Origin of the sequence: Achromobacter sp. ACRQX (genome assembly GCF_022346505.1) — a bacterium.
GTDB classification, from domain to species: domain Bacteria; phylum Pseudomonadota; class Gammaproteobacteria; order Burkholderiales; family Burkholderiaceae_B; genus Achromobacter; species Achromobacter animicus.
Map to the genome: position 1 here is coordinate 26,549 of NZ_JAKRML010000028.1, position 23,137 is coordinate 49,685.

Below are 23,137 nucleotides of genomic sequence, written 5' to 3' on the forward strand. Positions count from 1 at the left end.
GGTTGATGCGGAACTGTTTTCCACAGACGGCGTGCGCGCCGCAGCACAGGAGTCAGAAGCAATGAGCGGCTTGGTATCCGGAAAGGTGGTGATCGTGACGGGCGCGGGCGGTGGCATCGGCCGCAGCGTGGCGCTGGCAATGGCCGAGGCGGGCGCGAAGGTCGTGGTGAACGACATCGGCGTGTCGCTCACGGGCGAAGGCGGCGCGGACGGCCCAGCGCAGGCGGTCGTGAAGGAAATCGTGGAGGCGGGAGGCCAAGCCGTCGCCAACACCGACAGCGTGGCCGCGTACGACAGCGCCAGCCGCGTCGTGCAGACGGCGATCGATGCATTCGGCCGGGTGGACGCCGTGATCAACAACGCGGGCAACCTGCGCGACCGGGTTTTCCACAAGATGAGCGAAGAGGAATGGCGCCAGGTGATCGACGTGCACCTGAACGGCTCGTTCTACATGAGCCGCGCGGCGGCGCCCTACTTTCGTGAACAGGAGTCTGGCGCCTTCGTGCACATGACGTCCACCTCGGGGCTGATCGGAAATTTTGGACAGGCCAACTATGCGGCCGCCAAACTGGGCATCGTCGCGTTGTCCAAGTCGATTGCGCTGGACATGGCGCGCTACAACGTGCGGTCCAACTGCATCGCGCCATTTGCCTGGAGCCGCATGACGAGCTCCATTCCGGCGGAGACCGACGAAGAAAAGGCGCGCGTCGAGAAGCTGAAAAAGATGGAGGCCGGCAAGGTGGCGCCCATGGCCGTGTTTCTGGCCAGCGACGCGGCCAGCGAGATCACGGCGCAGATCTTCGCCGTGCGCGCCAACGAGATCATGCTGATGAGCCAGCCCCGCCCGCTGCGCACGGTGCATCACAGCGAAGGCTGGACGCCGGAGCGCATCGCCGAGATCGCCGCGCCCGCGATGCGCAAGCACTTCTACGCGTTGGAGCGTTCGCCCGACGTGATCGACTGGGATCCCATCTGAGGCCGCCACATGCCGTTGAACTATGCAACCGTGAAGGACTGGCGCTTTGACGATGTGCGTCAGCGTTATGAACAGAAGGACACGATGCTGTATGCGCTGGGCATCGGCCTGGGACAGGATCCGGAAGACGCGGGACAGTTGCGCTACGTGTACGAAAAGGACCTGCGCGCGTTCCCGACGATGAGCGTGATCCTCGGCTACCCGGGCTTCTGGGTCAGCGACCCGCGCTCGACGGTGGACTGGGTGAAAGTGGTGCATGGCGAGCAGCGGCTGACGTTGCACGCGCCGCTGCCGGTGTCGGGCGTCGTCACCGGCAAAACGCGCAACACGCACGTGATCGACAAGGGTGCGGACAAAGGCGCCATCATCGTCAGCGAACGCACGCTGCACGACGAAGACGGGCAATGCCTGGCCACGCTGCGCTCCAGCACGTTCTGCCGCGGGGATGGCGGATTCGGCGACGGCGATGCCAGCCCCGAGGCCCTGCCCGCCGCGCCCGATGGCGACCCGGAACTGCGCTGCGAGCTGCGCATTCCGTCCAGCGCGGCGCTGCTGTATCGCCTGAACGCCGACCGCAATCCGCTGCACGCAGACCCGGAGGTCGCGCGCCAGGCGGGTTATCCCCGGCCCATCCTGCACGGCTTGTGCTCGTACGGCGTGGCGGCGCATGCCATCGTCAAGACCTTCTGCGACTACGACGCGGCGCGGCTCACCAGCCTGAATACGCGGTTCTCGGCCCCCGTCTATCCGGGCGAGACGCTGCAGTGCGACATGTGGCGTATGCCGGATGGTCAGATCCGCTTCATTGCCCGCGCGAAAGAGCGCGGCATCGTGGTCATGAGCCACGGCACCGCGACGGTGCAATCATGACGCGCCCGCCTCCGCTTGACGGCATCCGCGTGCTGGACCTGTCGCGCATCCTGGCCGGCCCGTGGTGCACGCAGAACCTGGCCGACCTGGGCGCCGACGTCATCAAGATCGAACGCCCGCGCGTCGGCGACGACACCCGCGCGTGGGGACCGCCCTTTTTGAAGGACGGGAATGGCCAGGACACCAACGAATCGGCGTATTACCTCAGCGCCAACCGCAACAAGCGCTCGGTCGAAGCCGACATGGCCACGCCCGAAGGCGCTGCGCTGATTCGCGAACTGGCGGCGGTCAGCGACATTCTGGTCGAGAACTTCAAGGTGGGCGGACTGGCCAAGTACGGGCTGGATTATGAAAGCCTGAAAGCCATCAACCCGCGCCTCATCTATTGCTCGGTCACCGGCTTCGGCCAGGATGGTCCGTTTGCGCAGCGGCCCGGCTACGACTTCATGATCCAGGGCATGGGTGGGCTGATGAGCATCACGGGCGAGCGCGACGACCTGCCCGGCGGCGGGCCGCAGAAGGCGGGCGTGGCGGTCACCGACATCGTGACCGGCATGTACGCCACCGTAGCGGTGCTGGCGGCCCTGCAGGAGCGTCATCGCAGCGGTCAGGGCCAGCATCTGGACATTGCGCTGCTGGATAGCCACGTGGCCCTGCTGGCGAACCAGAACTCCAACTACTTCAACTCGGGCGTGGCGCCCACGCGCGCCGGCAACGCGCATCAGAATGTGGTGCCCTATCAGGTGTTTGCGGCCAGCGACGGCCACCTGATCGTCGCCACGGGCAACGAATCGCAGTACCGCGCCTACTGCCGCGCCATCGGCGTGCCGGAGCTGGGCGACGATCCGCGCTTTGCCACAAACCGGCTGCGCGTCACCAACCGCGTGGAGCTGATCGGCATCCTGACGGACATCATGCGCGAAGGCCGGCGTGATGACTGGATTGCCAAGCTGGAGGCGGTGGGCGTGCCGTGTGGGCCGATCAATGACATCGCGCAGGCGTTTGCGCACCCGCAGGCGCAGGCGCGGCAGCTGCGTCGCGACATGCCGCATCCGGCGGGCGGCGTGGCGCCCGTGACGGCCAGTCCGCTGCGGTTTTCGGATTCTCCCGTCGTGTACCGCCGCGCGCCACCGATGCTGGGCGAGCATACCGAGGAAGTGCTGCGCGACGTGCTGGGCAAGTCGGCGGAGGCGATTGCGGCGTTTCGGAAGTAAGCCGGGGGGGGGAAGGCGCGGCAGCACGCTGCAGCGTCACCCCCGGCATCGCCGCGCGGCTCAGTGCATGCCGTCGAGCAGCCAGTGGCGCGTGTTGAACCAGCCTCGAAACACGCGCGCGCCTTGCGGGCCGGCGTCATGCTGCGGCAGCCGCTGGCCGCCTGCCGCCACGTGCAGGCCGCGAATCACGGGTTCGAAGCGATCGCGAAACGCCCTGCTCTGCGCCCGGAAATGCGCATCCATTGCGGCGATCGTCGCGGCCTGCGCCCCCTGCGGCAGCATCGACAGAAAGAACAGCCCCTGCCGCCATGCGTAGGCGGTGTTGCGGGTCATCCGCACACACGCGTGCCAATCGTGGATCTTCATCTGATGGCGCGCGCAGATCCATTCGAAGCCGGCCATCGCCATGCGGCCGTACTGGTCACGCAGTCTCTCATCCAGCCCTGCGCCCTTCACCAGCACGGCAAGATTCTGCGTCGTCAGGATCTGCTGCTGCTCGATGACCATGCCGTTGGCGCCCACTTGGCCGAATCCTGGCTGTACGCCGGCGCGCGTGATGCAAAGCCGGTCGAACGCATCGGCGCCGGCGTCCTGGCCACGTGATATCCGCGGCAACGGCAACGCCAGCACCTGGCGGGCGTCGATGTCGAAGTAGCGGGTGTACAGACAGTCGCCGAGCAGCGCCGCCGCGCATTGCGCCGCCTCCTGGAACTTGCGTCCGAATCGCCCCATGAAGATGTCCGCCGCCACCTCGTCCACCAGCGGCAGCGTCCATTGCGCGCGCTCGGCAAGCGCATGCAGTTCCTGCAGCAGCTTGTTCGGCACGGGCGCATGCGGAAATGACGCCAGCGCGAGTTCCGCGATTTCCGTCAGCGCGGCGCGCGCCGCGTCGGCATCCTGCCGCGCGGGATGCCGCAGATTCTCCAGGGCCGCGATCCAGGGCAACCGGTCGAACGAGGCCTGCCGTTCAAGATTGACCAGGAGTAGCGATCGGCGCCGGCGGAACGCGCGATAACAAGCGCTGTAGAGCGTGCGCAATGCCGCATCGTCGAAGCCGCCGCTTTGCAGACCCGACGTGATCTGCGGCGTCAGCGTCGCCAGGAAGTCCGAGGAGGTGATCAGTTCCCGCGTCACCAGGTCGGCCAGCGTGCCGCTCTGGCAGCGCTGCGCACGGCGCGCGATGGGCGCCGGCACCTGCACGCCCGGCGGCAATTGGAGCGTTGCGGCTTCGGTCGCACTCATCGGCGCCAGCACCGGGGCCAGGTCGCGCACGCCGGCCGTCGGCGGATGATTCCGCAAGCGAGCGGCCACCACGCGCGCGATCTCATGGAATCCCACTGCTGAAACATCCTCGCGCTGACGTTGGCGCAGGGCCTCGTGCTCCGCGGACCCGGGCTCGCCATGCGCGGCCACGAAATCGCGGACGATGCGGCGTATGCGGCCGACCTGCCTGCCGGTCAGGCTGGCAGCGTCCTGCGCGCATTGCGCCAGCAGGCCGAAGAGCTCGCGTTTGTGGCGATGTCTGCGCGACGTGCCGGCCGGCAACTGGCCGCTGTCCTGGGCGGCATTGATTTCGTTCGTCAGCGCCTGCGCGCGTTGACGCCAATCCTGCGGATAACGCCGGCACGGCCAATCGTCTTCGACCGTTTCAAGGAACAGCGCGACGGTGCGATCGTAAACGGGCAGCAGGTTCTGAACGGCCGCGCGCTGCGCCGCGATGCGCGGCTGCGCCGGAAGGGTCGACAGTCGGGCGGCAACGTCGCCCGCCGTGCTGACATGGATATCGGCGCCCGACGCCTCATCAGCCGGTCCGGGCGCGGGGAAGAATCGCAGCCGGTCGAAGAACGGCGCCACCACCGCGACCAGTTCCCGCGCGGCGTCGCCAAGCCCTTGACCCAATAGCCACGCCACCACGGCCAGCGCAGCTTCTTCCGGCACCTCGATGCGATAGTCGCCACGCGCCAGGCGGTCTTGCAGCTGCGCGACGCCGGCCTCGCTGAGAAACCAGGCATTGAGATCGCGCCGTTCGCTGCCCGGCGTGATGCCGGAAAGCGTCGCCGCCAATTCGCGCTCGTAGGACGTCAGGGGTCCGCCGGCAAGCAGATCGCCCGTGGCAAAGCCGCCGGTGGCGACGTCCAGCGTCACCCAGTTGGGAATCCCGGGCAGCGGCGTGGCGGAACCATAGCTGGCCGAACCGTCCAGCGCATGCGCAGCACCTGGCGCCAGCGTTCGACGCGCACGGCCGCGCGCTCGCGCACGGCGGGGTCCGGGTGGGTCTCGAGGGTCAGGAAGGCTTTGGCGAGCATGGCCGCGGCATAGCCGCCACCCGCCCCGTGCGCATCCGGCGCGTCATCCATGCTGCGTCGCTTGGAAAAGAGGAAGGGATCCGGGAGCTGGATTCGAACCAGCGCCTATCCGGACTGGAGCCGAATGTTCTGCCGCTGAACTATCCCGGAACGACGGACGGAGTATATACATCGATTGCGCCGCGCACCCGGCAAAAAATCCGTCAAAAAAATTGGCCGCTGATGTCAGCGGCCAATTCGGACTTCATGCAGTCAAGGCGTTCAGGCAACGGCAACCGGGATCTTGCCGATCTTGGCCTGCCATTCCTTCGGGCCGGTCGTGTGGACCGAGGTGCCCTGAGCGTCGACCGCCACCGTCACCGGCATGTCCTTCACGTCGAACTCATAGATGGCTTCCATGCCCAGGTCCGCAAAGCCCAGCACCTTGGCGCCGCGGATCGCCTTGGACACCAGGTAGGCAGCGCCGCCGACGGCCATCAGGTAGGCCGAGCCGTGCTTCTTGATGGCCTCGATCGCGACGGGGCCGCGCTCGGACTTGCCGATCATCGAGATCAGGCCCGTCTTCTCGAGCATCATGTCCGTGAACTTGTCCATGCGCGTGGCGGTGGTGGGGCCTGCCGGGCCGACCACTTCATCGCCCACCGGATCCACCGGACCCACGTAGTAGATGACGCGGTTGGTGAAGTCCACGGGCAGCGGTTCGCCCTTGGCCAGCATGTCCTGGATGCGCTTGTGCGCGGCGTCGCGGCCGGTGAGCATCTTGCCCGACAGCAGCAGGGTCTGGCCCGGCTTCCAGCTGGCGACTTCTTCCTTGGTCAGCGTGTTCAGGTCGACCTGCTTGGACTTGTTGTAGTCCGGCGCCCAGTGCACTTCGGGCCATTCGGACAGCGACGGCGGATCCAGGCGCGCGGGGCCCGAGCCGTCCAGCTCGAAGTGCGCGTGGCGCGTGGCCGCACAGTTCGGGATCATGGCGACGGGCTTGGAGGCCGCGTGCGTCGGGAAGGTGCTGATCTTGACGTCCAGCACGGTCGTCAGGCCGCCCAGGCCCTGGGCGCCGATGCCCAGCGCGTTGACCTTTTCGTAGATCTCGATGCGCAGCTCTTCCAGCTTGTTCTGCGGGCCGCGGGCCAGCAGTTCATACATGTCGATGTCTTCCATCAGCGACTGCTTGGCCATCAGCATGGCCTTTTCGGCCGTGCCGCCAACGCCGATGCCCAGCATGCCGGGCGGGCACCAGCCGGCGCCCATCGACGGAACGGTCTTGAGCACCCAGTCCACCAGCGAATCGCTGGGGTTCAGCATGGCGAACTTGGTCTTGTTCTCGGAACCGCCACCCTTCGAGGCGATCTGCACGTCGACCTTGTCACCCTGGACAAGCTCGACGTGCAGGATACAGGGCGTGTTGTCGCGCGTGTTCTTGCGCGCGAAGAGCGGGTCGTCCAGCACGGAGGCGCGCAGCGGATTGTCCGGATTCAGATAGCCGCGGCGCACACCTTCGTCACAGAGCTCCTGCAGGGTGCGCTTGGTGTCAAAGCGCACGCTCATGCCGATCTTCAGGAAGACGTTGACGATGCCGGTGTCCTGGCACAGCGGACGCTTGCCCTCGGCGCACATGCGCGAGTTGGTCAGGATCTGCGCCATCGCATCGCGCGCGGCCGGGCTTTCCTCGCGCTCGTAGGCGCGCGCCAGGTGGCGGATGTAATCGACGGGGTGGTAATAGCTGATGAACTGGATGCCATCGGCTATCGACTGGATCAAGTCTTCTTCTTTAATGATGACGGACATGGCGATTTGCAGGTCTGGAGGGGGAAACGTGAAACGCGGCCGGCTAGCGGCCGCGAGGTGAAAGTATTGGACGCCCTATTTGCCTTGCCACACCGGCTTGCGCTTCTCGGCGAAGGCGGTGGCGCCTTCCTTGGCGTCAGCGGAAGTGAAGATGTGCGCGATTAGCGGGCGCTGGCGGTCGAACATGCCTTCCTGGTCCCAGTCGCCGCCTTGCGCGACGATGCTCTTGGCGGTCTGGACGGCCAGCGGGCCGTTCTCGACGATGGCGCGGGCCAGTTCCAGCGCGCCGGCCAGGGCGCCGCCCGGTTCGGTCAGGCGGTTGACCAGGCCGAAGGCGTGGGCGCGTTCGGCGCTCAGCATTTCGCCGGTCAGGATGACTTCCATGGCGATGTGGTACGGCAGGCGGCGCGGCAGGCGCAGGAGGCCGCCGGCGCCAGCCACCAGGCCGCGCTTGACCTCGGGCAGGCCGAACTTGGCGTTGCTGGCGGCCACGATCAGGTCGGAAGCCAGCGCCATTTCGCAACCGCCCGCCAGGGCGTAGCCCTCGACGGCGGCGATCAGCGGCTTCTTGGGCGGGCGTTCGTTCAGGCCGGCAAAACCGCGGCCTTCGACGTAAGGACGCTGGCCGGACGCGGCGAATGCCTTCAGGTCCATGCCCGACGAGAATGTGCCGCCGCCACCCGTCAGGATGCCGATGCGCACGTCGTCACGGCTGTCCAGCTGGTCCAGCGCGGCGGCCATGGCCACGGCGGTTTCCAGGTTGATGGCGTTCTTGGCCTCGGGACGGTTGATCGTGATGATCTGGATGCCGTCGGTGACTTCCACCGTGATCAGGTCAGACATGGGACTGCTCCTTTTTCGCGAATTTCTCGGAATCGGGTTCCGGGTTTTATATAAGACTCAGGCTCAACCCGGAATCATACGACCATTGGTTTGCGGGCGCAGGCAAAGGCCGGCGCGTGTCCACCAGGGGCACATTCGGGGACGCCCTCAGCCTCAGATGTAACGGCTACGGCCCCACCGGGGACCGCTGCGGCCGCAGGCCAGTTAAAATGCCGGGTTTCCCACGCGCAGGGCAGTTTTTGCCCGGCGGCCGAATTCCAAGAATCCTATGCTCACCTTTCAGCAAATCATCCTTACGCTCCAGGAATACTGGGACAAACAGGGTTGCGCCCTGCTGCAGCCCTACGACATGGAAGTCGGCGCCGGCACCTCGCACACGGCCACGTTCCTGCGCGCGATCGGCCCGGAGCCCTGGCGCGCCGCCTATGTGCAGCCGTCCCGCCGCCCGAAGGATGGCCGCTACGGCGAGAACCCCAACCGCCTGCAGCACTATTACCAGTACCAGGTCGTGCTCAAGCCCGCGCCCCCGGAAATCCTGGATCTGTATATCGGTTCGCTGAAGGCGCTGGGCATCGATCCTACGCAGCACGACATCCGCTTCGTCGAGGACGACTGGGAAAACCCCACGCTCGGCGCCTGGGGCCTGGGCTGGGAAGTCTGGCTGAACGGCATGGAAGTGACGCAGTTCACGTATTTCCAGCAGGTCGGCGGCCTGGACTGCACGCCCACCACCGGTGAAATCACCTACGGCCTGGAACGCCTGGCCATGTACCTGCAGGACGTGCAAAGCGTGTACGACCTGGTCTGGACGGAAGGCGCCAACGGCAACCGCGTGCTGTACCGCGACGTGTTCCACCAGAACGAAGTCGAGCAATCCACCTACAACTTCGAACACTCGTCGGCCGAGATGCTGTTTGCGCATTTCAACGACTACGAAGCCGAGGCCAAGCGCCTGATGGACGTGCCGCTGGCGCTGCCGGCCTACGAGGCCGCGCTGAAAGCCGCGCACACCTTCAACATGCTGGACGCGCGCGGCGCGATCAGCGTGACCGAGCGCGCCGCCTACATCGGCCGCATCCGCAACCTGTCGCGCGCCGTCGCGCAGGCCTACTACGATTCCCGCGAACGACTGGGCTTTCCCATGCTGGGCCGCGACAAGGCCGCCGGGGAGGCTGCATAAATGACGACGAACATCCGCCCGCTGCTGGTCGAACTGCTGACCGAAGAACTCCCGCCCAAGGCCCTGCAGAAGCTGGGCCAGGCCTTTGCCGAAGGCGTGCGCGCCACGCTGGACCGCCACGGCCTGCTGGCCGAAGGCTGCGCCGTGACGCCGTACTCGACGCCGCGCCGCCTGGCCGTCCACCTGTCCGCCGTGCTGGCGCAGGCGCCCGACCAGGCCTATGCCGAAAAGCTGATGCCCGTGAAGATCGGCCTGACCGAAGACGGCAAGGCCACGCCTGCACTGCAAAAGAAGCTGGCCGCCAAGGGCCTTGAAAACATCGACCTCGCCACGCTGGACCGTGAATCCGACGGCAAGCAGGACTACCTGGTGGCGCGCGGCACGGCCGCGGGTGCGCAACTGGCCGCCGGCCTGCAGGAAGGCATCGAAGCCGCCATCGACGGCCTGCCCATCCCCAAGGTGATGCGTTACCAATTGGCCGACGGCGTCTCCACCGTCAAGTTCGTGCGCCCGGCGCACGGCCTGATCGCCCTGTTCGGCGCGGACGTGGTGCCGGTGTCGGCGCTGGGCCTGGCCGCCGGCCGCGAAACCCTGGGCCACCGCTTCATGAGCGAAGGCGCCGTGGTTATCGCCGATGCCGACGCCTACGTTGCCGCGCTGGCGGAAAAGGGCCACGTCGTGGCGTCGTTCGAGGCGCGCCGCGCCGAGATCCAGCGCCAGTTACAAGAAGAAGCGACCCGCCTGTCCGCCACGCTGGGCGACGACCCCGAAGTGGCCGCCCTGCTGGATGAAGTGACCGCGCTGGTCGAACACCCCACCGTCTACGTGGGCCAGTTCGAGGAACAGTTCCTGCAGGTGCCGCAGGAATGCCTGATCCTGACCATGCGGCTGAACCAGAAATACTTCCCGTTGTTCGACCCGGCAACGGGCCGTCTCACGCACCGCTTCCTGATCGTGAGCAACATGCGCACGGACAACCCGGTGAACATCGTCGAAGGCAACCAGCGCGTGGTGCGCCCCCGTCTGGCCGACGCGCAGTTCTTCTTTGAAACCGACCGCAAGACGCCGCTGGCCGCGCGTGTCGAACAGTTGGGCTCCATCGTCTATCACAACAAGCTGGGCACCCAGCTCGAGCGCGTCGAGCGCGTGCGCGCCATCGCCCGCGGCATCGCCGGCGAGCTGGGCGGCGACGTGTCCGCCGCCGACCGCGCCGCCATGCTGGCCAAGGCCGACCTCGGTTCGAACATGGTCGGTGAATTCCCCGAGCTGCAAGGCATCATGGGCGCGTACTACGCCGCTGGCGACGGCGAACCCGCCAGCGTCGTCGAAGCCCTGCGCACGCAGTACCGCAACCGCTACGACGCACCGGTGTCGCAGGACACCCTGACCGCCGCCACGCTGTTCATCGCCGAACGCGTCGAAACGCTGGTCGGCATCTGGGCCATCGGCCTGGCCCCCACCGGCGAACGCGACCCCTTCGGCCTGCGCCGCGCCGCGTTGGGCCTGATCAGCGCCTTCGAACAACTGGCCGCGGGCGGCTGGCTGAAGATCAGCCAGAACGGTCCGCTGACGCTGGACGGCCTGCTGCAGCTGGCCGCCGGCACGTTCCCGGCGGACAAGATTCCGGGCGACACGCTGGCCGAGGTCCGCACCTTCATTTATGAGCGCTATCGCAATCAGCTCATCAACGACTTCGACCGCAACGCGGTCGAGGCCGTGATCGCGCTGACCCCGCCGCTGCACCAGGTGGCCGAGCGCGTGCGCGCCGCCGCCGCGTTTGCGCAGCTGCCCGAGGCCGCCAGCCTGGCCGCCGCCAACAAGCGCATCGGCAACCTGCTCAAGAAGGCCGAAGGCGAGATCGGCGCGGTGAACGACGCCGCGCTGGTGGAGCCGGCCGAAAAGGCCCTGGCCACCGCCGTGGCCGCCTTGCGTCCCAAGGCCGAGGCGCAGCTTGCCGACGGCGACTTCGCCGGCAGCCTGTCCACGCTGGCCCAGGCCCGCGAACCGGTCGACGCGTTCTTTGCCGACGTCATGGTCATGGCCGAGGACCCGGCCGTGCGCGCCAACCGGCTCGCCCTCCTGGCCCAACTGCATGGCCTGATGAACCAGGTCGCCGACATTTCCAGGCTCGCCCAGTGAAGCTCATCATCCTCGACCGCGACGGCGTCATCAATCAGGACAGCGACGCCTTCGTCAAGACGCCCGACGAATGGATCGCGCTGCCGGGCAGCCTGCAGGCCATCGCGCGCCTCACGCAGGCCGGCTGGAAGGTGGTGGTTGCCACCAACCAATCGGGCTTGGCGCGCGGCCTGTTCGACATGGACACGCTGACGGCCATCCACACCAAGATGCGACGCGAGCTCGCCGCGGTAGGCGGCAGCGTCGATGCCATCTTCATGTGCCCGCACGGCCCCGACGACGACTGCACCTGCCGCAAGCCGCGTCCCGGCATGTTCGAGCAGATCGGTCATCGCTACGACATCGATCTGGCCGGTGTCCCGGCCGTGGGCGATTCGCTGCGCGACCTGCAGGCCTCGTCGGCCGCCGGGTGCTCGCCGTGGCTGGTGCTGACGGGCAACGGCGCCAAGACCCAAGCCAAGGGCGGACTGCCGGACAACACGCGCGTCTGCAACGACCTGTCGGCCGTGGCCGACGCCCTGCTGCAGGACGCGTGACCCGATGGCCCGGCTTCGTTCCTTCCTGTATTTCGTGTTCCTGGCCGTCACGGTCATCCCATACGCCTTCGCCTGCATCCTGTGGGCGCCGCTGCCGCTGCACTGGCGCTACAAGCTCACGGTGGGCTGGCCCCGCCTGGCCATCTGGGGCGCCAAGGTCTTCTGCGGCATCCGCTGGCAGGTCAAGGGCTGGGAAAACCTGCCCGACGGCCCCGCGGTGCTGCTGTCCAAGCACCAGTCGGCCTGGGAAACCCTGTTCTTCCCGGCCTACATGCCGCGCGAAGTTTGCTTCGTTTACAAGAAAGAACTGCACATGGTGCCGTTCTTCGGCTGGGGCCTGGCGCTCTTGCGCATGATCGCCATTGACCGCGCCAAGGGCCGCGACGCCTTCGAACAGGTGGTCAAACAAGGCCAGACCCGTTTGAACGAAGGCCGCTGGCCGCTGCTGTTTCCCGAAGGCACGCGCGTGCCGCCGGGCCAGGCCGGGCGTTTCAAGATGGGCGGTGCGCTGCTCGCGTCGCGCACCGGCGCCGTGGTCATTCCCGTGGCGCACAACGCCGGCGAATGCTGGCGCCGCAACGCTTTCGTCAAGTATCCCGGCATGGTCACCCTGTCGATCGGTCCCGCGATAGAATCCAAGGGTCTTACCCCCGAAGAACTGAACCAGAAGGTTCAGGACTGGATCGAAGGGGAAATGCGGCGTCTCAACCCCGAAAGGTATGCCCAGCACTGATCAGCTAGAACTCCTGTTTGGTACGCAGGAAGACGACGCGCCCGCGGGCGCGCCGCCGTTGATCGCCGTGCCGACGCCGACGGCCGCCCCCCGGGCGCCGTCCGCCGGGCCCCAGGCTCACCGTCCTGACACTCCCCGGCCCGTCACGCCCGCCAACCTGTTTCCCGATGCCGCCAAGACGCCCGCCGCCACCGGCGAGCCGCTGCTGACGCTCTCGCCCAACGCCGCCTCACGTGTGCCCACGCCCTGCCCCGACCCGCTGCCGCCCGGCGCGCGCTGGCGCGAGGTGCCCACCGAACAGCAACCCATCGGTTTCGTGCTGCTGCGCTCACGGCGGCGCAGCATCGGCTTCGTCATCACCGACGACGGCCTGCGCGTCACCGCGCCCAACTGGGTGACGCTGACGCAGATCGACGATGCGGTGCGCGAGAAATCCCGCTGGATCCTGACCAAGCTGCGTGAATGGCATGCCCGCAAGCAGCAGCTTGCGATGGCGCACACGCGCTGGCAGGCAGGCGGCGAACTTCCGTATCTGGGCCGCCGCATCATCATCGGCGTGGGCGGCGACAGCCGCCAGGCCAATCTGTCCGGCGACGCCGATGCGCCGCAGGATGGCGAAACGCTGTGGCTGGCGCTGCCATCCAATGCCGACCAGGGCCGCATCCGCGATGCGGCGCAAGCCTGGCTGCAACAGCGCGCGGGCGCCTGGTTCGGCACGCGGCTGGCCCACTTCCTGCAGATCAGCGGGTTGAAGATACGCCGCTGGCGCCTGTCGTCGGCCGCCACCCGCTGGGGCTCCTGCACCAGCGACGGCAACATCATGCTGAACTGGCGCCTGATCCATTTCGCCCCCGCCATCATCGATTACGTCATCGCGCACGAGCTTGCCCATTTGCGCGAGATGAACCACAGTCAGGACTTCTGGCGCGAAGTGGGCCAGATCCTGCCCGACTTCGAAGACGCCAAGAACATCCTGCGGCGTCACGATCCCGCCTCGCTGCCTCAGTTCTGAGGCGCCGGGGCACACCAGCGTCTATCGCGCTCCAAGGAGAATCGAAATGTTGCTGCTGATTCCGGGCCCGGTCACGACCGATGCGCGGGTGAAGGCCGCCATGGCGCAGGACTACGCGCCGTGGGACAACGATTTCCGAACCCTGTACCGGCAGGTCTGCGACGGCGTGCTGGCCATTGCGCAGGCCGGCGCGGACGAACACGTGGCGCTGGCGCTACCCGGCTGCGGCCATTTCGCGGTCGAAGCCGCCATCCGGACTTTCGTGCCGCCCGGCGGCCGCGTGCTGGCGCCGTCCACCGGCGCCTATGCGGCCCGTCTGCAGAAGCTGGCCGGCGAGGCCGGCCGCGTCGCCGTGCCGCTTGCGGTGGGCACGACCGAGCGCGTGGATCCGCAAGCGGTTGCCGACGCGCTGGAACGCGACCCGACGCTCACGCACCTGGCGCTGGTCTACAGCGAAACCGGCAGCGGCATCTGCCACGACGTGCCTCATCTGGCGCGCATCGCCCATGCGCTGGGACGCCGCGTGATCGTGGACGCGGTGTCCGCCTTTGGCGCCCTGCCGCTCGAACTGCGGGCCCTGCCCGCGGTCGACGCCGTGGTGCTGACCGCGAACAAATGCCTGGAAGGCCTGCCCGGCGCCGCCTTCGTCGTCGCGCGCCGCGACAGCCTGGACGCCGCGCGCGGCAACGCCGGAAGCTGGTCGCTCGACCTGGCGGACATCTATCAGCACACGCTCGCGCCCAACGCCGGGCCCCGCTTCACGCCCGCGGCGCCCACGCTGGCGGCGCTGGCCGTGGCGCTGGAACTGTTCCGCCAGGAAGGCCGCGAGGCGCGGCAGGCGCGCTACACCGCCAATATGCGCGCGCTCTATGATGGCGTGATCGATCTTGGCCTGACCCCATACCTGCCGCCCGAGCTGCAAGGCCCCATCGTCGTCAACGTCCGCGCGCCGGACGCCCCGACCTGGCACCTGCAGCTCTTCGTGGATGCGCTCAAGCAGCGCGGGTATGTGATCAGCAACTTCACCAACACCGAAGAACCCACGTTCCGGGTCGGCTGCATCGGCGCCTTTGGCGCCAGTCAGATGCGGCAGGCGGTCGACGCCATGGGCGGCGCGCTGCGCGACATCGGAATCTCCCGCGAACACGCCGGAAATGCCCGGCTGTTCCCCCAACCCCTCACCGCTTAAGGAAACTTCCCATGCGTCTGCTCCACACCATGCTGCGCGTCGGCAACCTGGACAAGTCCATCGACTTCTACACCAACGTGCTTGGCATGCGCCTTCTGCGCCGCAACGACTACCCGGACGGCAAGTTCACGCTGGCCTTCGTGGGCTATCAGGACGAGGTCGATGGCGCCGTCATCGAACTGACCCACAATTGGGACACCGACAAGTACGACCTGGGCAACGGCTACGGCCACATCGCGCTCGAAGTCGACAACGCCTACGAAGCCTGTGACAAGGTCAAGGAACGCGGCGGCAAGGTCACCCGCGAAGCCGGCCCCATGAAGCACGGCAAGACGGTCATTGCCTTCGTGGAAGATCCCGACGGCTACAAGATCGAGTTCATCCAGAAGAAAGACCGCCAGGACTGACCCGGACACCGGCCATGATCCATCCCATCCTGAAAATGGGCGACCCGCGGCTGCTGCGCGTGGCGCCGCCCGTGGATCGTTTTGACACCCCTGAGCTGCACGCCCTGATCGACGACATGTTCGAGACCATGGCGGCCGCGCAGGGCGTGGGCCTGGCCGCGCCGCAGATCGGCGTGGACCTGCAACTGGTGATCTTCGGTTTCGACCGCAACGACCGCTATCCCGACGCGCCGCCGGTGCCGCAGACGATCCTGTGCAATCCGGTCATCACGCCGCTGTCGGACGAGATGGAAGACGGCTGGGAAGGCTGCCTGTCGGTGCCCGGCCTGCGCGGCCTGGTGCCGCGCTACCGCCACATCCGCTACAGCGGCCGCGATCCGTACGGCCAGCTGATCGAACGGGAAGCCGAGGGCTTTCATGCGCGCGTCGTGCAACACGAGTGCGATCACCTGATCGGGCGCCTGTATCCGTCCCGGATCCAGGATTTCACGAAGTTCGGCTTCACTGAAATCCTGTTTCCGGGCATGGACCCGAACCAGGACGACTAGGGGTTATCGGCGGGTTTTGCCGCAGCGGGGGGCTCGTTCTCCTGTTGCGGCGGTTGCGGTGATTGCGGCGGTTGCTGCGGCGGTTCCGGTTGCTGCGGTTCCGGCTGCTCCTGCTCCTGCACTCGAACCGGCGCCCCTTCGCCCTGCGGCGTCAGCGCCTCCGGCGCAAAATCATCCACCTGCAATACCTTCAGCACGGTCGCTTCCGCGGCTTCGAGCTGCGCCGCCTGCGCGTCCGTGATCGCCCCGCGCCGATGGGCCTCGCGCCAGTCGCGCACGTTGGACTGCCGCAGACGGTCGCGGATCGGTTGCACCGCGTCGGCCAGCGCGAAGGCGCGGGTCAACAGGCCCAACGGATCATCGCCGGGCTCGCGCTGCAGGTCGGCCGCCAGCCGCACATGCGTGGGCGACGGCTTGAGCAGCAGCTCGGCGCATTCGCGCGTGAGCGCGTCGTCCGGGCCCTTGGCCAGCCGCAAGGGCAGAATGGCCGCCCGAAGGCCCCACGACAGCGCCTTGACCGGCAAGTTGCGCAGCACCTGATCCATGCTTTTCTCGATGCTGGCGTAGCCTTGCGCCATGCACCACCGCACCAGCGGCAGGTCATCGTGCTTGCGGCCTTCGTCTTCCCAGCGTTTGAGCACGGCGGACAGCAGATAGAGTTCGGACAGGATGTCGCCCAGCCGGGCTGAGATCATTTCGCGGCGCTTCAGGCCGCCGCCCAATTGCGCCAGCGTGGCGTCCGCCAGCAGCGCAAAGCCCGACGCATACCGGCCCAGCCTCCGGTAATGGCCTGCCACCGGTCCCGAGGCCGGCGCGGGCGCCAGCATGCCGCCCGTCCAGGCGCGGCCAATCGCGCGCAGCGTGTTCATGCCCGCGTGGCGCAGATGGCGCCAGAAGACATCGTGAAAGACCTCGATGCCGCGTTCCTCGTCGGGATTGCCCAGCGCCAGGATCTCCGGCATCAGGTAGGGATGGGCGCGGATGGCGCCTTGCCCGAAGATGATCAGATTACGCGTGAGGATGTTGGCGCCCTCGACCGTGATCGCGATGGGCACGGCGCGGTACAGCGAGCCGAGGTAATTGCTGGGACCGTCCATGACGGCGCGGCCCGCGTGCACGTCCATCGCGTCGTTCACCGACGTGCGCATGCGCTCGGTGGCGTGGTATTTCATGATGCCGGACACGACCGCGGGCTTGACGCCCTGGTTGAGCGCGGCGCAGGTCAGGCGGCGCGCGGCCTCGACCAGATAGGCGTTGCCGGCCAGGCTGGCCAGCCGCTCCTGCACGCCTTCAAATTTGCCGATCGGTATGCCGAACTGCTCGCGCACCCTGGCGTACATGCCAGTGGTGTGCGCGCACATCGCCGCGGCGGCGGCCGACAGCGACGGCAGCGAAATGCCGCGTCCGGCGGCCAGCGCGCTCATCAGCATCTGCCAGCCCTGCCCGGCGCGCTCCACGCCGCCGATCAGCGCATCCAGCGGCACGAAGACGTCGCGCCCCGAGTTGGGCCCGTTCTGGAAGACCTGCATCGCAGGCAGGTGGCGGCGGCCGATGTCGACGCCGGGCGCATCCGTGGGGACCAGCGCCACGGAAATGCCGATGTCCTTGGCGCCGCCCAGGATGCCGTCGGGGTCCGACATCTTGAACGCCAGCCCCAGCACGGTGGCCACCGGCCCCAGCGTGATGTAGCGCTTGTGCCAGTTGAGCCGGATGCCGATGAGCTCTCGGCCGTCCACGACCTGGCGGCACACGACGCCGGTATCGACCATAGAAGCCGCGTCCGATCCGGCTTCGGGACTGGTCAGGCCGAAGCACGGGACTTCACGGCCGTCGGCCAGCCGCGGCAGCCAGTAATCGCGCTGCGCCTGCGTGCCGAACTGCATGAGCAGCTCACCGGGTCCCAGCGAATTCGGCACCATGACCGTGACGCCGGCGGTGATGGAATAGGCGGAAATGCGGCGCACGACCTCGGAGTGCGCGTACGGCGAAAAGCCCAGGCCGCCATGGCGCCGCGGAATGATCATGCCGAAGAAGCGCTGCGCCTTCAGGAACTCCCAGACCTGCGGCGGCAGATCGCGGCGGTTCCAAGAGATGTCCCATTCGTCCAGCATGCCGCAAAGCTGCCTCACGGGACCGTCGATGAATCGTTGCTCATCGGACGTCAACGTCGCGGGCGGCACGGCGAGGAGCTTGCGCCAGTCGGGGTTGCCCGTGAACAGGTCGGCGTCCCACCAGCTGTCGCCGGCTTCGATGGCTTCGCGTTCGGTGGCCGACATGGCCGGCAATGCATTGCGGGCCCAGCGGTATGCGGGTTCCGAAATGCGGCGCCGGCGCCAGGCGTTGAAATCCATGGGTCCCCCTGTGGTTCGCTACAAGACGTATCGGGGCAAAGTACCAGAATTGGCGCCGTGCGGCCAAGCTGCGGCTTACCGACTCTGCGACAATGAGCGTCGCCGCGCTGATGCGCAATCAACCGCTGTCCGGGCACGTCCGCATGCTGAACAAACTCTGGCTTGGCTTCTTTCTTACCGCTGCCGCGGCCGCGTTGTACCGCTGGCTGGTCATCGGAGATCCCGAGGTCTTTCGCCAGATGGTCGCCAGCCTGTTCGACATGGCGCGCGTGTCCGTGGAAGTGATGGTGCTGCTGTTTGGCACGCTGACGCTGTGGCTTGGTTTCCTGCGCATCGCCGAAGGCGCGGGCCTCGTCGAAAAGCTGGCGCGGTTGCTGGGACCGCTGTTCGCGCGTCTGATGCCCGAGGTGCCGCGCAATCATCCGGCCATCGGCCTCATCACGCTGAACTTTGCGGCCAATGGCCTCGGGCTGGACAACGCCGCCACGCCCATCGGCCTGCGCGCCATGCGCGAGCTGCAATCGCTCAACCCCAAGCCCGACACCGCCACCAATGCGCAGATCCTTTTCCTGGTGCTCAATGCGTCGTCGCTGACGCTCTTGCCCGTCACGCTGTTCATGTTCCGCGCGCAACAGGGCGCGCCCGATCCCACGCTGGTATTTCTGCCCATCCTGCTGGCCACCAGCGCGTCCACACTGGCGGGCTTTCTGGCGGTGGCGCTGTGCCAGCGCCTGCGCCTGGCCGATCCCGTCATCATGCTGTGGCTGGGCGGCGCCGCGTTGGTGCTGGGCGGGTTCATGGCGCTGCTGGCCAGCATGTCGGCGGCCGCTATCTCCTCGCTGTCCTCGCTGATGGGCAACCTGACGCTGTTCGGCATTCTGCTGGCGTTTCTGATCGTGGGCGCCTGGAAAAAGGTGCCCGTGTACGAGGCCTTCATTGAGGGCGCGAAGGAAGGATTCGACATCGCCAAGAGCCTGCTGCCCTATCTGGTGGCGATGCTTTGCGCGGTGGGCGTGCTGCGCGCGTCGGGCGCGCTGGACTTCCTGTTGGACGGCATCCGCTGGGTGGCCGCGCAGGCCAACTGGGACACGCGGTTCGTGGACGCGCTGCCCACCGCGCTGGTCAAGCCGTTCTCGGGCAGTGCGGCGCGCGCGATGATGCTGGAAACCATGACGCATTTTGGCGTCGACAGTTTCCCGGCGCTGCTGGCTGCGGTGGTGCAAGGCAGCACCGAGACCACGTTCTACGTGCTGGCGGTGTATTTCGGATCGGTAGGGATCCTGCGCGCCCGCCATGCAGTGGGCTGCGCGCTGATCGCCGACCTGGCCGGCGTGCTGGCCGCGATCGGCGTCTGCTACTGGTTCTTTGGTTGACCGCAGGGCGCGGCGGCCGGCATTCACGCCCGCGCCGCGCCGCAACGCGTCCGCTTCAATCCACCAGCAGGATCTTCATCCCGTTGGTGCCGCCGCTGTCGCGGTAGAAATCGCCCTTGGTCAGGATGACCCAGTCGCCCGTCTGCACCAGATTGCGCTTGCGCAGTTCGTCGATGGCGGCGTTGGACAGGTCCGCGGGATCGTAGTCCGACGGCGAGAACGGAATCGTGTACACCCCGCGGAACATGGTTACGCGGTTCTGCGTCACACTGTGCGGGCTGTAGCAGTAGATCGGCACGCCTGAACGGATGCGCGACATGATGAGCGGCGTATGGCCGCTTTCGGTCAACGCGATGACGGCTTTCACGCCGGGGAAATGGTTGGCCGCATACATGGCCGCCAGCGCGATGGTCTCGTCGCAGCGCGTGAAGGTTTCGCCCACGCGATGGTGCGATTTGGTCGAGGTGGGGTGCTTTTCGGCGCCGAGGCACACTCGGGCCATGGCCTGCACGGTTTCCACCGGGTACTGGCCCGACGCGCTTTCGGCCGACAGCATGACGGCATCGGTGTAGTCCAGCACTGCGTTCGCCACGTCGGAGACTTCGGCACGGGTCGGCATGGGGCTGGAGATCATCGACTCCATCATCTGCGTGGCGGTGATGACGACCTTGTTCAGCGTGCGCGCGTGCTGGATGATGCGCTTCTGGATGCCCACGAGTTCGGCGTCGCCCACTTCCACGCCCAGGTCGCCGCGCGCCACCATGACGCCGTCGCTGGCGCGGATCAGCGCGTCCAGGGCTTCGTCGTCGGCCACGGCTTCCGCGCGTTCGATCTTGGCGATGATCCACGCCTGACTGCCGGCGGCGGCAAGCAGGGTGCGGGCCTCGTCGATGTCGCTGCCATAGCGCGGGAACGACACGGCCACGTAGTCCAGTTCCATTTCAGCGGCCAGCTTGATGTCGACGCGGTCCTTGTCAGTGAGGCTGGGCGCCGACAGGCCGCCGCCGCGGCGGTTGATGCCCTTGTTGTTGGACAGCGGGCCGCCCACCGTGACGGTGGTGTGGACCTCGTCGCCTTCGACGCGGTCGACGACCAGCACGACGCGGCCGTCATCGAGCAGCAGCTCGTCGCCCACGCGGCAGTCGGTGACGAGTTCGGGGTAATCGATGCCCACGATGCTGGCAGTACCCGCGTCCTTGGGATGCACGCGCGACAGCGTGAACGGCTGGCCCACCTGCAGATGCACCAGCTTGTCGACAAAGCGTGCGATGCGGATCTTGGGACCCTGCAGGTCGCCCATGATGGCGACGTAGCGGCCTTGCTTGGCGGCGATCTCGCGCACCATGCGCGCGCGTTCGCGGTGATCGTCCGCGCTGCCGTGCGAGAAGTTCAGCCGCGCCACGTCCAGCCCGGCGCGAATCATCGCGTCGATGCGTTCGGGCGACGAGGTCGAGGGTCCCAGGGTGGCGACAATTTTGGTGCGGCGCAATACAGGCATGGCGGTCCACTCTCGCAAAAACAACGAAAGCGCTATGGTACGCCGGCCGCGTTGCCACGGGTATCATGGGTGACATTTCCGACCCTCAACGCGCCCAACGACACCCGTGAAAATCGTCATCGCTCCCGACTCGTTCAAAGAAAGCGTTTCCGCGCCGGATGCGGCCGCAGCCATTGCGCGCGGCGTCAAGGCAGCCTTTCCCGGCGCGCATACGGTTTGCGTCCCAATGGCCGACGGCGGCGAAGGCACCGTCGAAGCCGTCCTCGCGGCCACCGGCGGCAAGGAACGGCAGATCGCGGTCAACGACGCGCTCGGGCACAAGGTCGATGCCGTCTGGGGACTGCTGGAAGACGGCACCGCCATCATCGAGATGGCCGCTGCGGCGGGGCTTGAATTGATTGCACCGGCAAAGCGCGACCCGATGCGCGCCAGCAGCCACGGCGTGGGCGAACTGATGCGCGCGGCACTGGACGCGGGCGCCACGCGCATCATCCTCGGCCTTGGCGGATCGGCCACCAACGACGCGGGCGCCGGCATGCTGACGGCGCTGGGCCTGCGCCTGCTGGACGCGGGCGGCAACAGCCTGCCGCCGGGCGGCGGCGCGCTGGGGCAGCTTGCCTCGATCGACACTCGCGGCCTGGACCCGCGGCTGGCGCACGTCCGCATCGACATCGCCTCCGACGTCGACAACCCCTTGTGCGGTCCGCAGGGCGCCTCGCATGTCTTCGGTCCGCAGAAAGGCGCGACGCCGGAACAGGTGCAGAAGCTGGACACGATGCTGGCCCACTTTGCCGACGTCTGCGCCCGGCATCTGAACGCGGATCACCGCGATGCGCCCGGCGCCGGCGCTGCGGGCGGCCTTGGTTTTGCCGCCAAGGCGTTTCTCAATGCGCACTTCCGCCCCGGGGTCGAAATCGTCGCGGAACTGGGTGGCCTGGCCGACGCGATGGAAGGCGCAACGCTGGTTTTCACCGGCGAAGGCCGGATGGACGCACAGACCCTGCGGGGCAAGACGCCCGCCGGCGTCGCCAGGATTGCGCAGCGCGCGGGCGTACCCGTCGTGGCGCTGGCCGGTTCGCTGGGAGAAGGCTACGAGGCCCTGCACACCTGCGGCATCAGCGCCGCATTCAGTCTGGCCCCAGGCCCCATCACGTTGCAGCAGGCTCTGGTGGACGCCGAGCGCCTGCTGACCGACCGGGCGCGGGACGTGATGCAGCTGTGGATGGCGGCGCAGAAACGCATGCTGTGATCCGGCAGCCGGCCGCCCTCGCCGTGCATGCCGGCGACGTTGCCGCCCCGCCGCAGCGTGGAAAAGCAAAAAAGCCCCGAGGGGCCTTTTTGCATTGCCTTGCCATTCCGAAAGGACGTCAATCGCGCGCCAACACCCCGGCTTCGACCAGCGCATCCGACAGGCGGATGTAGCGGTCCACCGAAATATCCTCGGCGCGCGCGGTGGGCGCAATTTCAAGCGCCTCCCAGGGCACTTGCGGCGCCCAGTCAGCCAGCACCCGACGCAGCATCTTGCGGCGCTGCGAAAAGGCGCGCGCCACGACGGTTTCGAATGCGCGCTCGCTGATGGGCCGCAGGCGGTCCGCCGGCAAGGGCACCATGCGCACGATGGCCGACACCACCTTGGGCGGCGGATCAAAGGCCTCGGGCGGCACGTCGAACAGCTTGTGCATGCGATAGCGCGACTGCAGCATCACGGACAAGCGGCTGAAATCGCCGGAGCCGGGCTTGGCCACCATGCGGTCGATCACTTCGCGCTGCAGCATGAAATGCTGGTCGCGGATGTGATCGGCCCACGTCATCAGGTGGAACAGCAACGGGCTGGAGATGTTGTAGGGCAGGTTGCCCACAACGCGCAGCGCGCCGCCGAACTGCGAGAAATCCACCGTCAGCGCGTCGGCCTCGACGACCGTCAGGCGCGAAGCCTCGAACTGCTTGCGCAGGCGGGCGGCCAGATCGCGGTCGATTTCGACAGCGGTGAGATGGTCCAGGCGCTCGAGCAGCGGCCGCGTCAGCGCGGACAGGCCTGGGCCGATTTCGACCACGGCATCGTCGCGGGCGGGCGCAACCGCCCGGACGATGGACTCGACGACGCTGTCGTCGGTCAGGAAGTTCTGGCCAAAGCGCTTGCGCGCCTGGTGTTGAGACATGAAAAGCCCGTAATGCGT

19 protein-coding genes and 1 tRNA gene are annotated in these 23,137 nt (G+C 67.3%); 13 read left to right on the forward strand and 7 right to left on the reverse strand.

The window, feature by feature from the left end; translation table 11 throughout:
- The first annotated feature begins 61 nt into the window (after positions 1 to 61).
- Genes MHZ91_RS21680 through MHZ91_RS21690 form a run of 3 tightly spaced genes read left to right on the forward strand, consistent with a single transcriptional unit; the run spans position 62 to position 3,060 of the window.
- The gene (locus tag MHZ91_RS21680; RefSeq protein ID WP_175138867.1) at positions 62 to 976 is read left to right on the forward strand and encodes an SDR family NAD(P)-dependent oxidoreductase; all 915 of its coding nucleotides are present in this window, start codon (positions 62 to 64) and stop codon (positions 974 to 976) included.
- A 9-nt stretch (positions 977 to 985) separates the two neighbouring features.
- Positions 986 to 1,846 carry a MaoC/PaaZ C-terminal domain-containing protein gene (locus MHZ91_RS21685; RefSeq protein WP_239215656.1) on the forward strand — a complete coding sequence of 287 codons (861 nt, stop codon included), beginning with the start codon at positions 986 to 988 and terminating at the stop codon, positions 1,844 to 1,846.
- Positions 1,843 to 3,060 (forward strand): CaiB/BaiF CoA-transferase family protein, encoded by a 1,218-nt coding sequence (locus MHZ91_RS21690; RefSeq protein ID WP_239215657.1) that lies wholly within the window; start codon positions 1,843 to 1,845, stop codon positions 3,058 to 3,060. The genes MHZ91_RS21685 and MHZ91_RS21690 overlap by 4 nt, the downstream gene beginning before the upstream one ends.
- A 60-nt stretch (positions 3,061 to 3,120) precedes the next feature.
- Here MHZ91_RS21690 and MHZ91_RS21695 read toward each other — a convergent pair whose 3' ends face one another.
- The 4 genes from MHZ91_RS21695 to MHZ91_RS21710 form a co-directional block, all read right to left on the reverse strand.
- Positions 3,121 to 5,205 carry a hypothetical protein gene (locus MHZ91_RS21695; RefSeq protein ID WP_239215658.1) on the reverse strand — a complete coding sequence of 695 codons (2,085 nt, stop codon included), beginning with the start codon at positions 5,203 to 5,205 and terminating at the stop codon, positions 3,121 to 3,123.
- Positions 5,206 to 5,444: 239 nt separating this feature from the next.
- Positions 5,445 to 5,516: transfer RNA gene (locus tag MHZ91_RS21700), tRNA-Trp, on the reverse strand.
- Between the two features lie 111 nt (positions 5,517 to 5,627).
- Entirely contained in the window at positions 5,628 to 7,151 is a 1,524-nt protein-coding gene (locus tag MHZ91_RS21705; RefSeq protein WP_239215659.1) for a fumarate hydratase, read from the reverse strand.
- 75 nt (positions 7,152 to 7,226) lie between these two features.
- Complete coding sequence (locus MHZ91_RS21710; RefSeq protein ID WP_056569111.1) at positions 7,227 to 7,994, reverse strand: crotonase/enoyl-CoA hydratase family protein; 768 nt, start codon at positions 7,992 to 7,994, stop codon at positions 7,227 to 7,229.
- Positions 7,995 to 8,262: 268 nt separating this feature from the next.
- Between MHZ91_RS21710 and glyQ the strand changes: the two genes are divergently transcribed.
- The 8 genes from glyQ to def are packed head-to-tail and all read left to right on the forward strand — an operon-like array spanning position 8,263 to position 15,738.
- The gene (glyQ, locus tag MHZ91_RS21715; protein ID WP_062683440.1) at positions 8,263 to 9,174 is read left to right on the forward strand and encodes a glycine--tRNA ligase subunit alpha; all 912 of its coding nucleotides are present in this window, start codon (positions 8,263 to 8,265) and stop codon (positions 9,172 to 9,174) included.
- The gene (gene glyS, locus MHZ91_RS21720; protein WP_255810202.1) at positions 9,175 to 11,313 is read left to right on the forward strand and encodes a glycine--tRNA ligase subunit beta; all 2,139 of its coding nucleotides are present in this window, start codon (positions 9,175 to 9,177) and stop codon (positions 11,311 to 11,313) included.
- Positions 11,310 to 11,849, forward strand: coding sequence for a D-glycero-beta-D-manno-heptose 1,7-bisphosphate 7-phosphatase (gene gmhB, locus MHZ91_RS21725; protein ID WP_175123306.1), 540 nt, complete (start codon positions 11,310 to 11,312; stop codon positions 11,847 to 11,849). The genes glyS and gmhB overlap by 4 nt, the downstream gene beginning before the upstream one ends.
- Positions 11,850 to 11,853: 4 nt before the next feature.
- Positions 11,854 to 12,582, forward strand: a complete 729-nt coding sequence (locus MHZ91_RS21730) for a 1-acyl-sn-glycerol-3-phosphate acyltransferase (protein WP_175138872.1) — start codon at positions 11,854 to 11,856, stop codon at positions 12,580 to 12,582.
- Complete coding sequence (locus MHZ91_RS21735) at positions 12,569 to 13,594, forward strand: M48 family metallopeptidase (protein ID WP_239215660.1); 1,026 nt, start codon at positions 12,569 to 12,571, stop codon at positions 13,592 to 13,594. The genes MHZ91_RS21730 and MHZ91_RS21735 overlap by 14 nt, the downstream gene beginning before the upstream one ends.
- Before the next feature lie 46 nt (positions 13,595 to 13,640).
- A complete protein-coding gene (locus MHZ91_RS21740; protein ID WP_239215661.1) occupies positions 13,641 to 14,783 on the forward strand; it encodes a 2-aminoethylphosphonate--pyruvate transaminase in 1,143 nt (380 codons plus the stop codon).
- Positions 14,784 to 14,794: 11 nt separating this feature from the next.
- On the forward strand, positions 14,795 to 15,190 hold the full coding sequence (gloA, locus tag MHZ91_RS21745; RefSeq protein ID WP_063955180.1) for a lactoylglutathione lyase: 396 nt from the start codon (positions 14,795 to 14,797) through the stop codon (positions 15,188 to 15,190).
- A 14-nt stretch (positions 15,191 to 15,204) separates the two neighbouring features.
- Positions 15,205 to 15,738, forward strand: a complete 534-nt coding sequence (gene def / locus MHZ91_RS21750) for a peptide deformylase (RefSeq protein ID WP_152383492.1) — start codon at positions 15,205 to 15,207, stop codon at positions 15,736 to 15,738.
- Here def and MHZ91_RS21755 read toward each other — a convergent pair.
- A complete protein-coding gene (locus MHZ91_RS21755; RefSeq protein ID WP_239215662.1) occupies positions 15,735 to 18,089 on the reverse strand; it encodes an acyl-CoA dehydrogenase in 2,355 nt (784 codons plus the stop codon). The two genes, def and MHZ91_RS21755, sit on opposite strands and share 4 nt — an antisense overlap.
- A 143-nt stretch (positions 18,090 to 18,232) precedes the next feature.
- Between MHZ91_RS21755 and MHZ91_RS21760 the strand changes: the two genes are divergently transcribed.
- Positions 18,233 to 19,462, forward strand: a complete 1,230-nt coding sequence (locus MHZ91_RS21760; protein ID WP_175123310.1) for a nucleoside recognition domain-containing protein — start codon at positions 18,233 to 18,235, stop codon at positions 19,460 to 19,462.
- Positions 19,463 to 19,517: 55 nt separating this feature from the next.
- On the opposite strand, the gene pyk is transcribed toward MHZ91_RS21760, so the two are convergent.
- Positions 19,518 to 20,960 (reverse strand): pyruvate kinase, encoded by a 1,443-nt coding sequence (pyk, locus tag MHZ91_RS21765; RefSeq protein WP_175123311.1) that lies wholly within the window; start codon positions 20,958 to 20,960, stop codon positions 19,518 to 19,520.
- 106 nt (positions 20,961 to 21,066) lie between these two features.
- Here pyk and MHZ91_RS21770 point away from each other — a divergent pair, with 106 nt between their 5' ends.
- A complete protein-coding gene (locus MHZ91_RS21770) occupies positions 21,067 to 22,209 on the forward strand; it encodes a glycerate kinase (protein WP_239215663.1) in 1,143 nt (380 codons plus the stop codon).
- Positions 22,210 to 22,327: 118 nt separating this feature from the next.
- On the opposite strand, the gene rsmA is transcribed toward MHZ91_RS21770, so the two are convergent.
- Positions 22,328 to 23,119: a 16S rRNA (adenine(1518)-N(6)/adenine(1519)-N(6))-dimethyltransferase RsmA gene (gene rsmA / locus MHZ91_RS21775; RefSeq protein ID WP_175123313.1), complete on the reverse strand. Its 792-nt coding sequence runs from the start codon at positions 23,117 to 23,119 to the stop codon at positions 22,328 to 22,330.
- Positions 23,120 to 23,137: the final 18 nt, after the last annotated feature.

What these genes read in the sequence shown, in the direction of transcription:
- MHZ91_RS21680 (WP_175138867.1), top strand. Translation starts at nt 62, where the DNA reads ATGAGCGGCTTGGTATCCGGAAAGGTGGTGATCGTGACGGGCGCGGGC.
- MHZ91_RS21685 (WP_239215656.1), top strand. Translation starts at nt 986, where the DNA reads ATGCCGTTGAACTATGCAACCGTGAAGGACTGGCGCTTTGACGATGTG.
- MHZ91_RS21690 (WP_239215657.1), top strand. Translation starts at nt 1,843, where the DNA reads ATGACGCGCCCGCCTCCGCTTGACGGCATCCGCGTGCTGGACCTGTCG.
- MHZ91_RS21705 (WP_239215659.1), bottom strand. Translation starts at nt 7,151, where the DNA reads ATGTCCGTCATCATTAAAGAAGAAGACTTGATCCAGTCGATAGCCGAT.
- MHZ91_RS21710 (WP_056569111.1), bottom strand. Translation starts at nt 7,994, where the DNA reads ATGTCTGACCTGATCACGGTGGAAGTCACCGACGGCATCCAGATCATC.
- glyQ (WP_062683440.1), top strand. Translation starts at nt 8,263, where the DNA reads ATGCTCACCTTTCAGCAAATCATCCTTACGCTCCAGGAATACTGGGAC.
- glyS (WP_255810202.1), top strand. Translation starts at nt 9,175, where the DNA reads ATGACGACGAACATCCGCCCGCTGCTGGTCGAACTGCTGACCGAAGAA.
- MHZ91_RS21730 (WP_175138872.1), top strand. Translation starts at nt 11,854, where the DNA reads ATGGCCCGGCTTCGTTCCTTCCTGTATTTCGTGTTCCTGGCCGTCACG.
- MHZ91_RS21735 (WP_239215660.1), top strand. Translation starts at nt 12,569, where the DNA reads ATGCCCAGCACTGATCAGCTAGAACTCCTGTTTGGTACGCAGGAAGAC.
- MHZ91_RS21740 (WP_239215661.1), top strand. Translation starts at nt 13,641, where the DNA reads ATGTTGCTGCTGATTCCGGGCCCGGTCACGACCGATGCGCGGGTGAAG.
- gloA (WP_063955180.1), top strand. Translation starts at nt 14,795, where the DNA reads ATGCGTCTGCTCCACACCATGCTGCGCGTCGGCAACCTGGACAAGTCC.
- def (WP_152383492.1), top strand. Translation starts at nt 15,205, where the DNA reads ATGATCCATCCCATCCTGAAAATGGGCGACCCGCGGCTGCTGCGCGTG.
- MHZ91_RS21755 (WP_239215662.1), bottom strand. Translation starts at nt 18,089, where the DNA reads ATGGATTTCAACGCCTGGCGCCGGCGCCGCATTTCGGAACCCGCATAC.
- MHZ91_RS21760 (WP_175123310.1), top strand. Translation starts at nt 18,233, where the DNA reads ATGCTGAACAAACTCTGGCTTGGCTTCTTTCTTACCGCTGCCGCGGCC.
- pyk (WP_175123311.1), bottom strand. Translation starts at nt 20,960, where the DNA reads ATGCCTGTATTGCGCCGCACCAAAATTGTCGCCACCCTGGGACCCTCG.
- rsmA (WP_175123313.1), bottom strand. Translation starts at nt 23,119, where the DNA reads ATGTCTCAACACCAGGCGCGCAAGCGCTTTGGCCAGAACTTCCTGACC.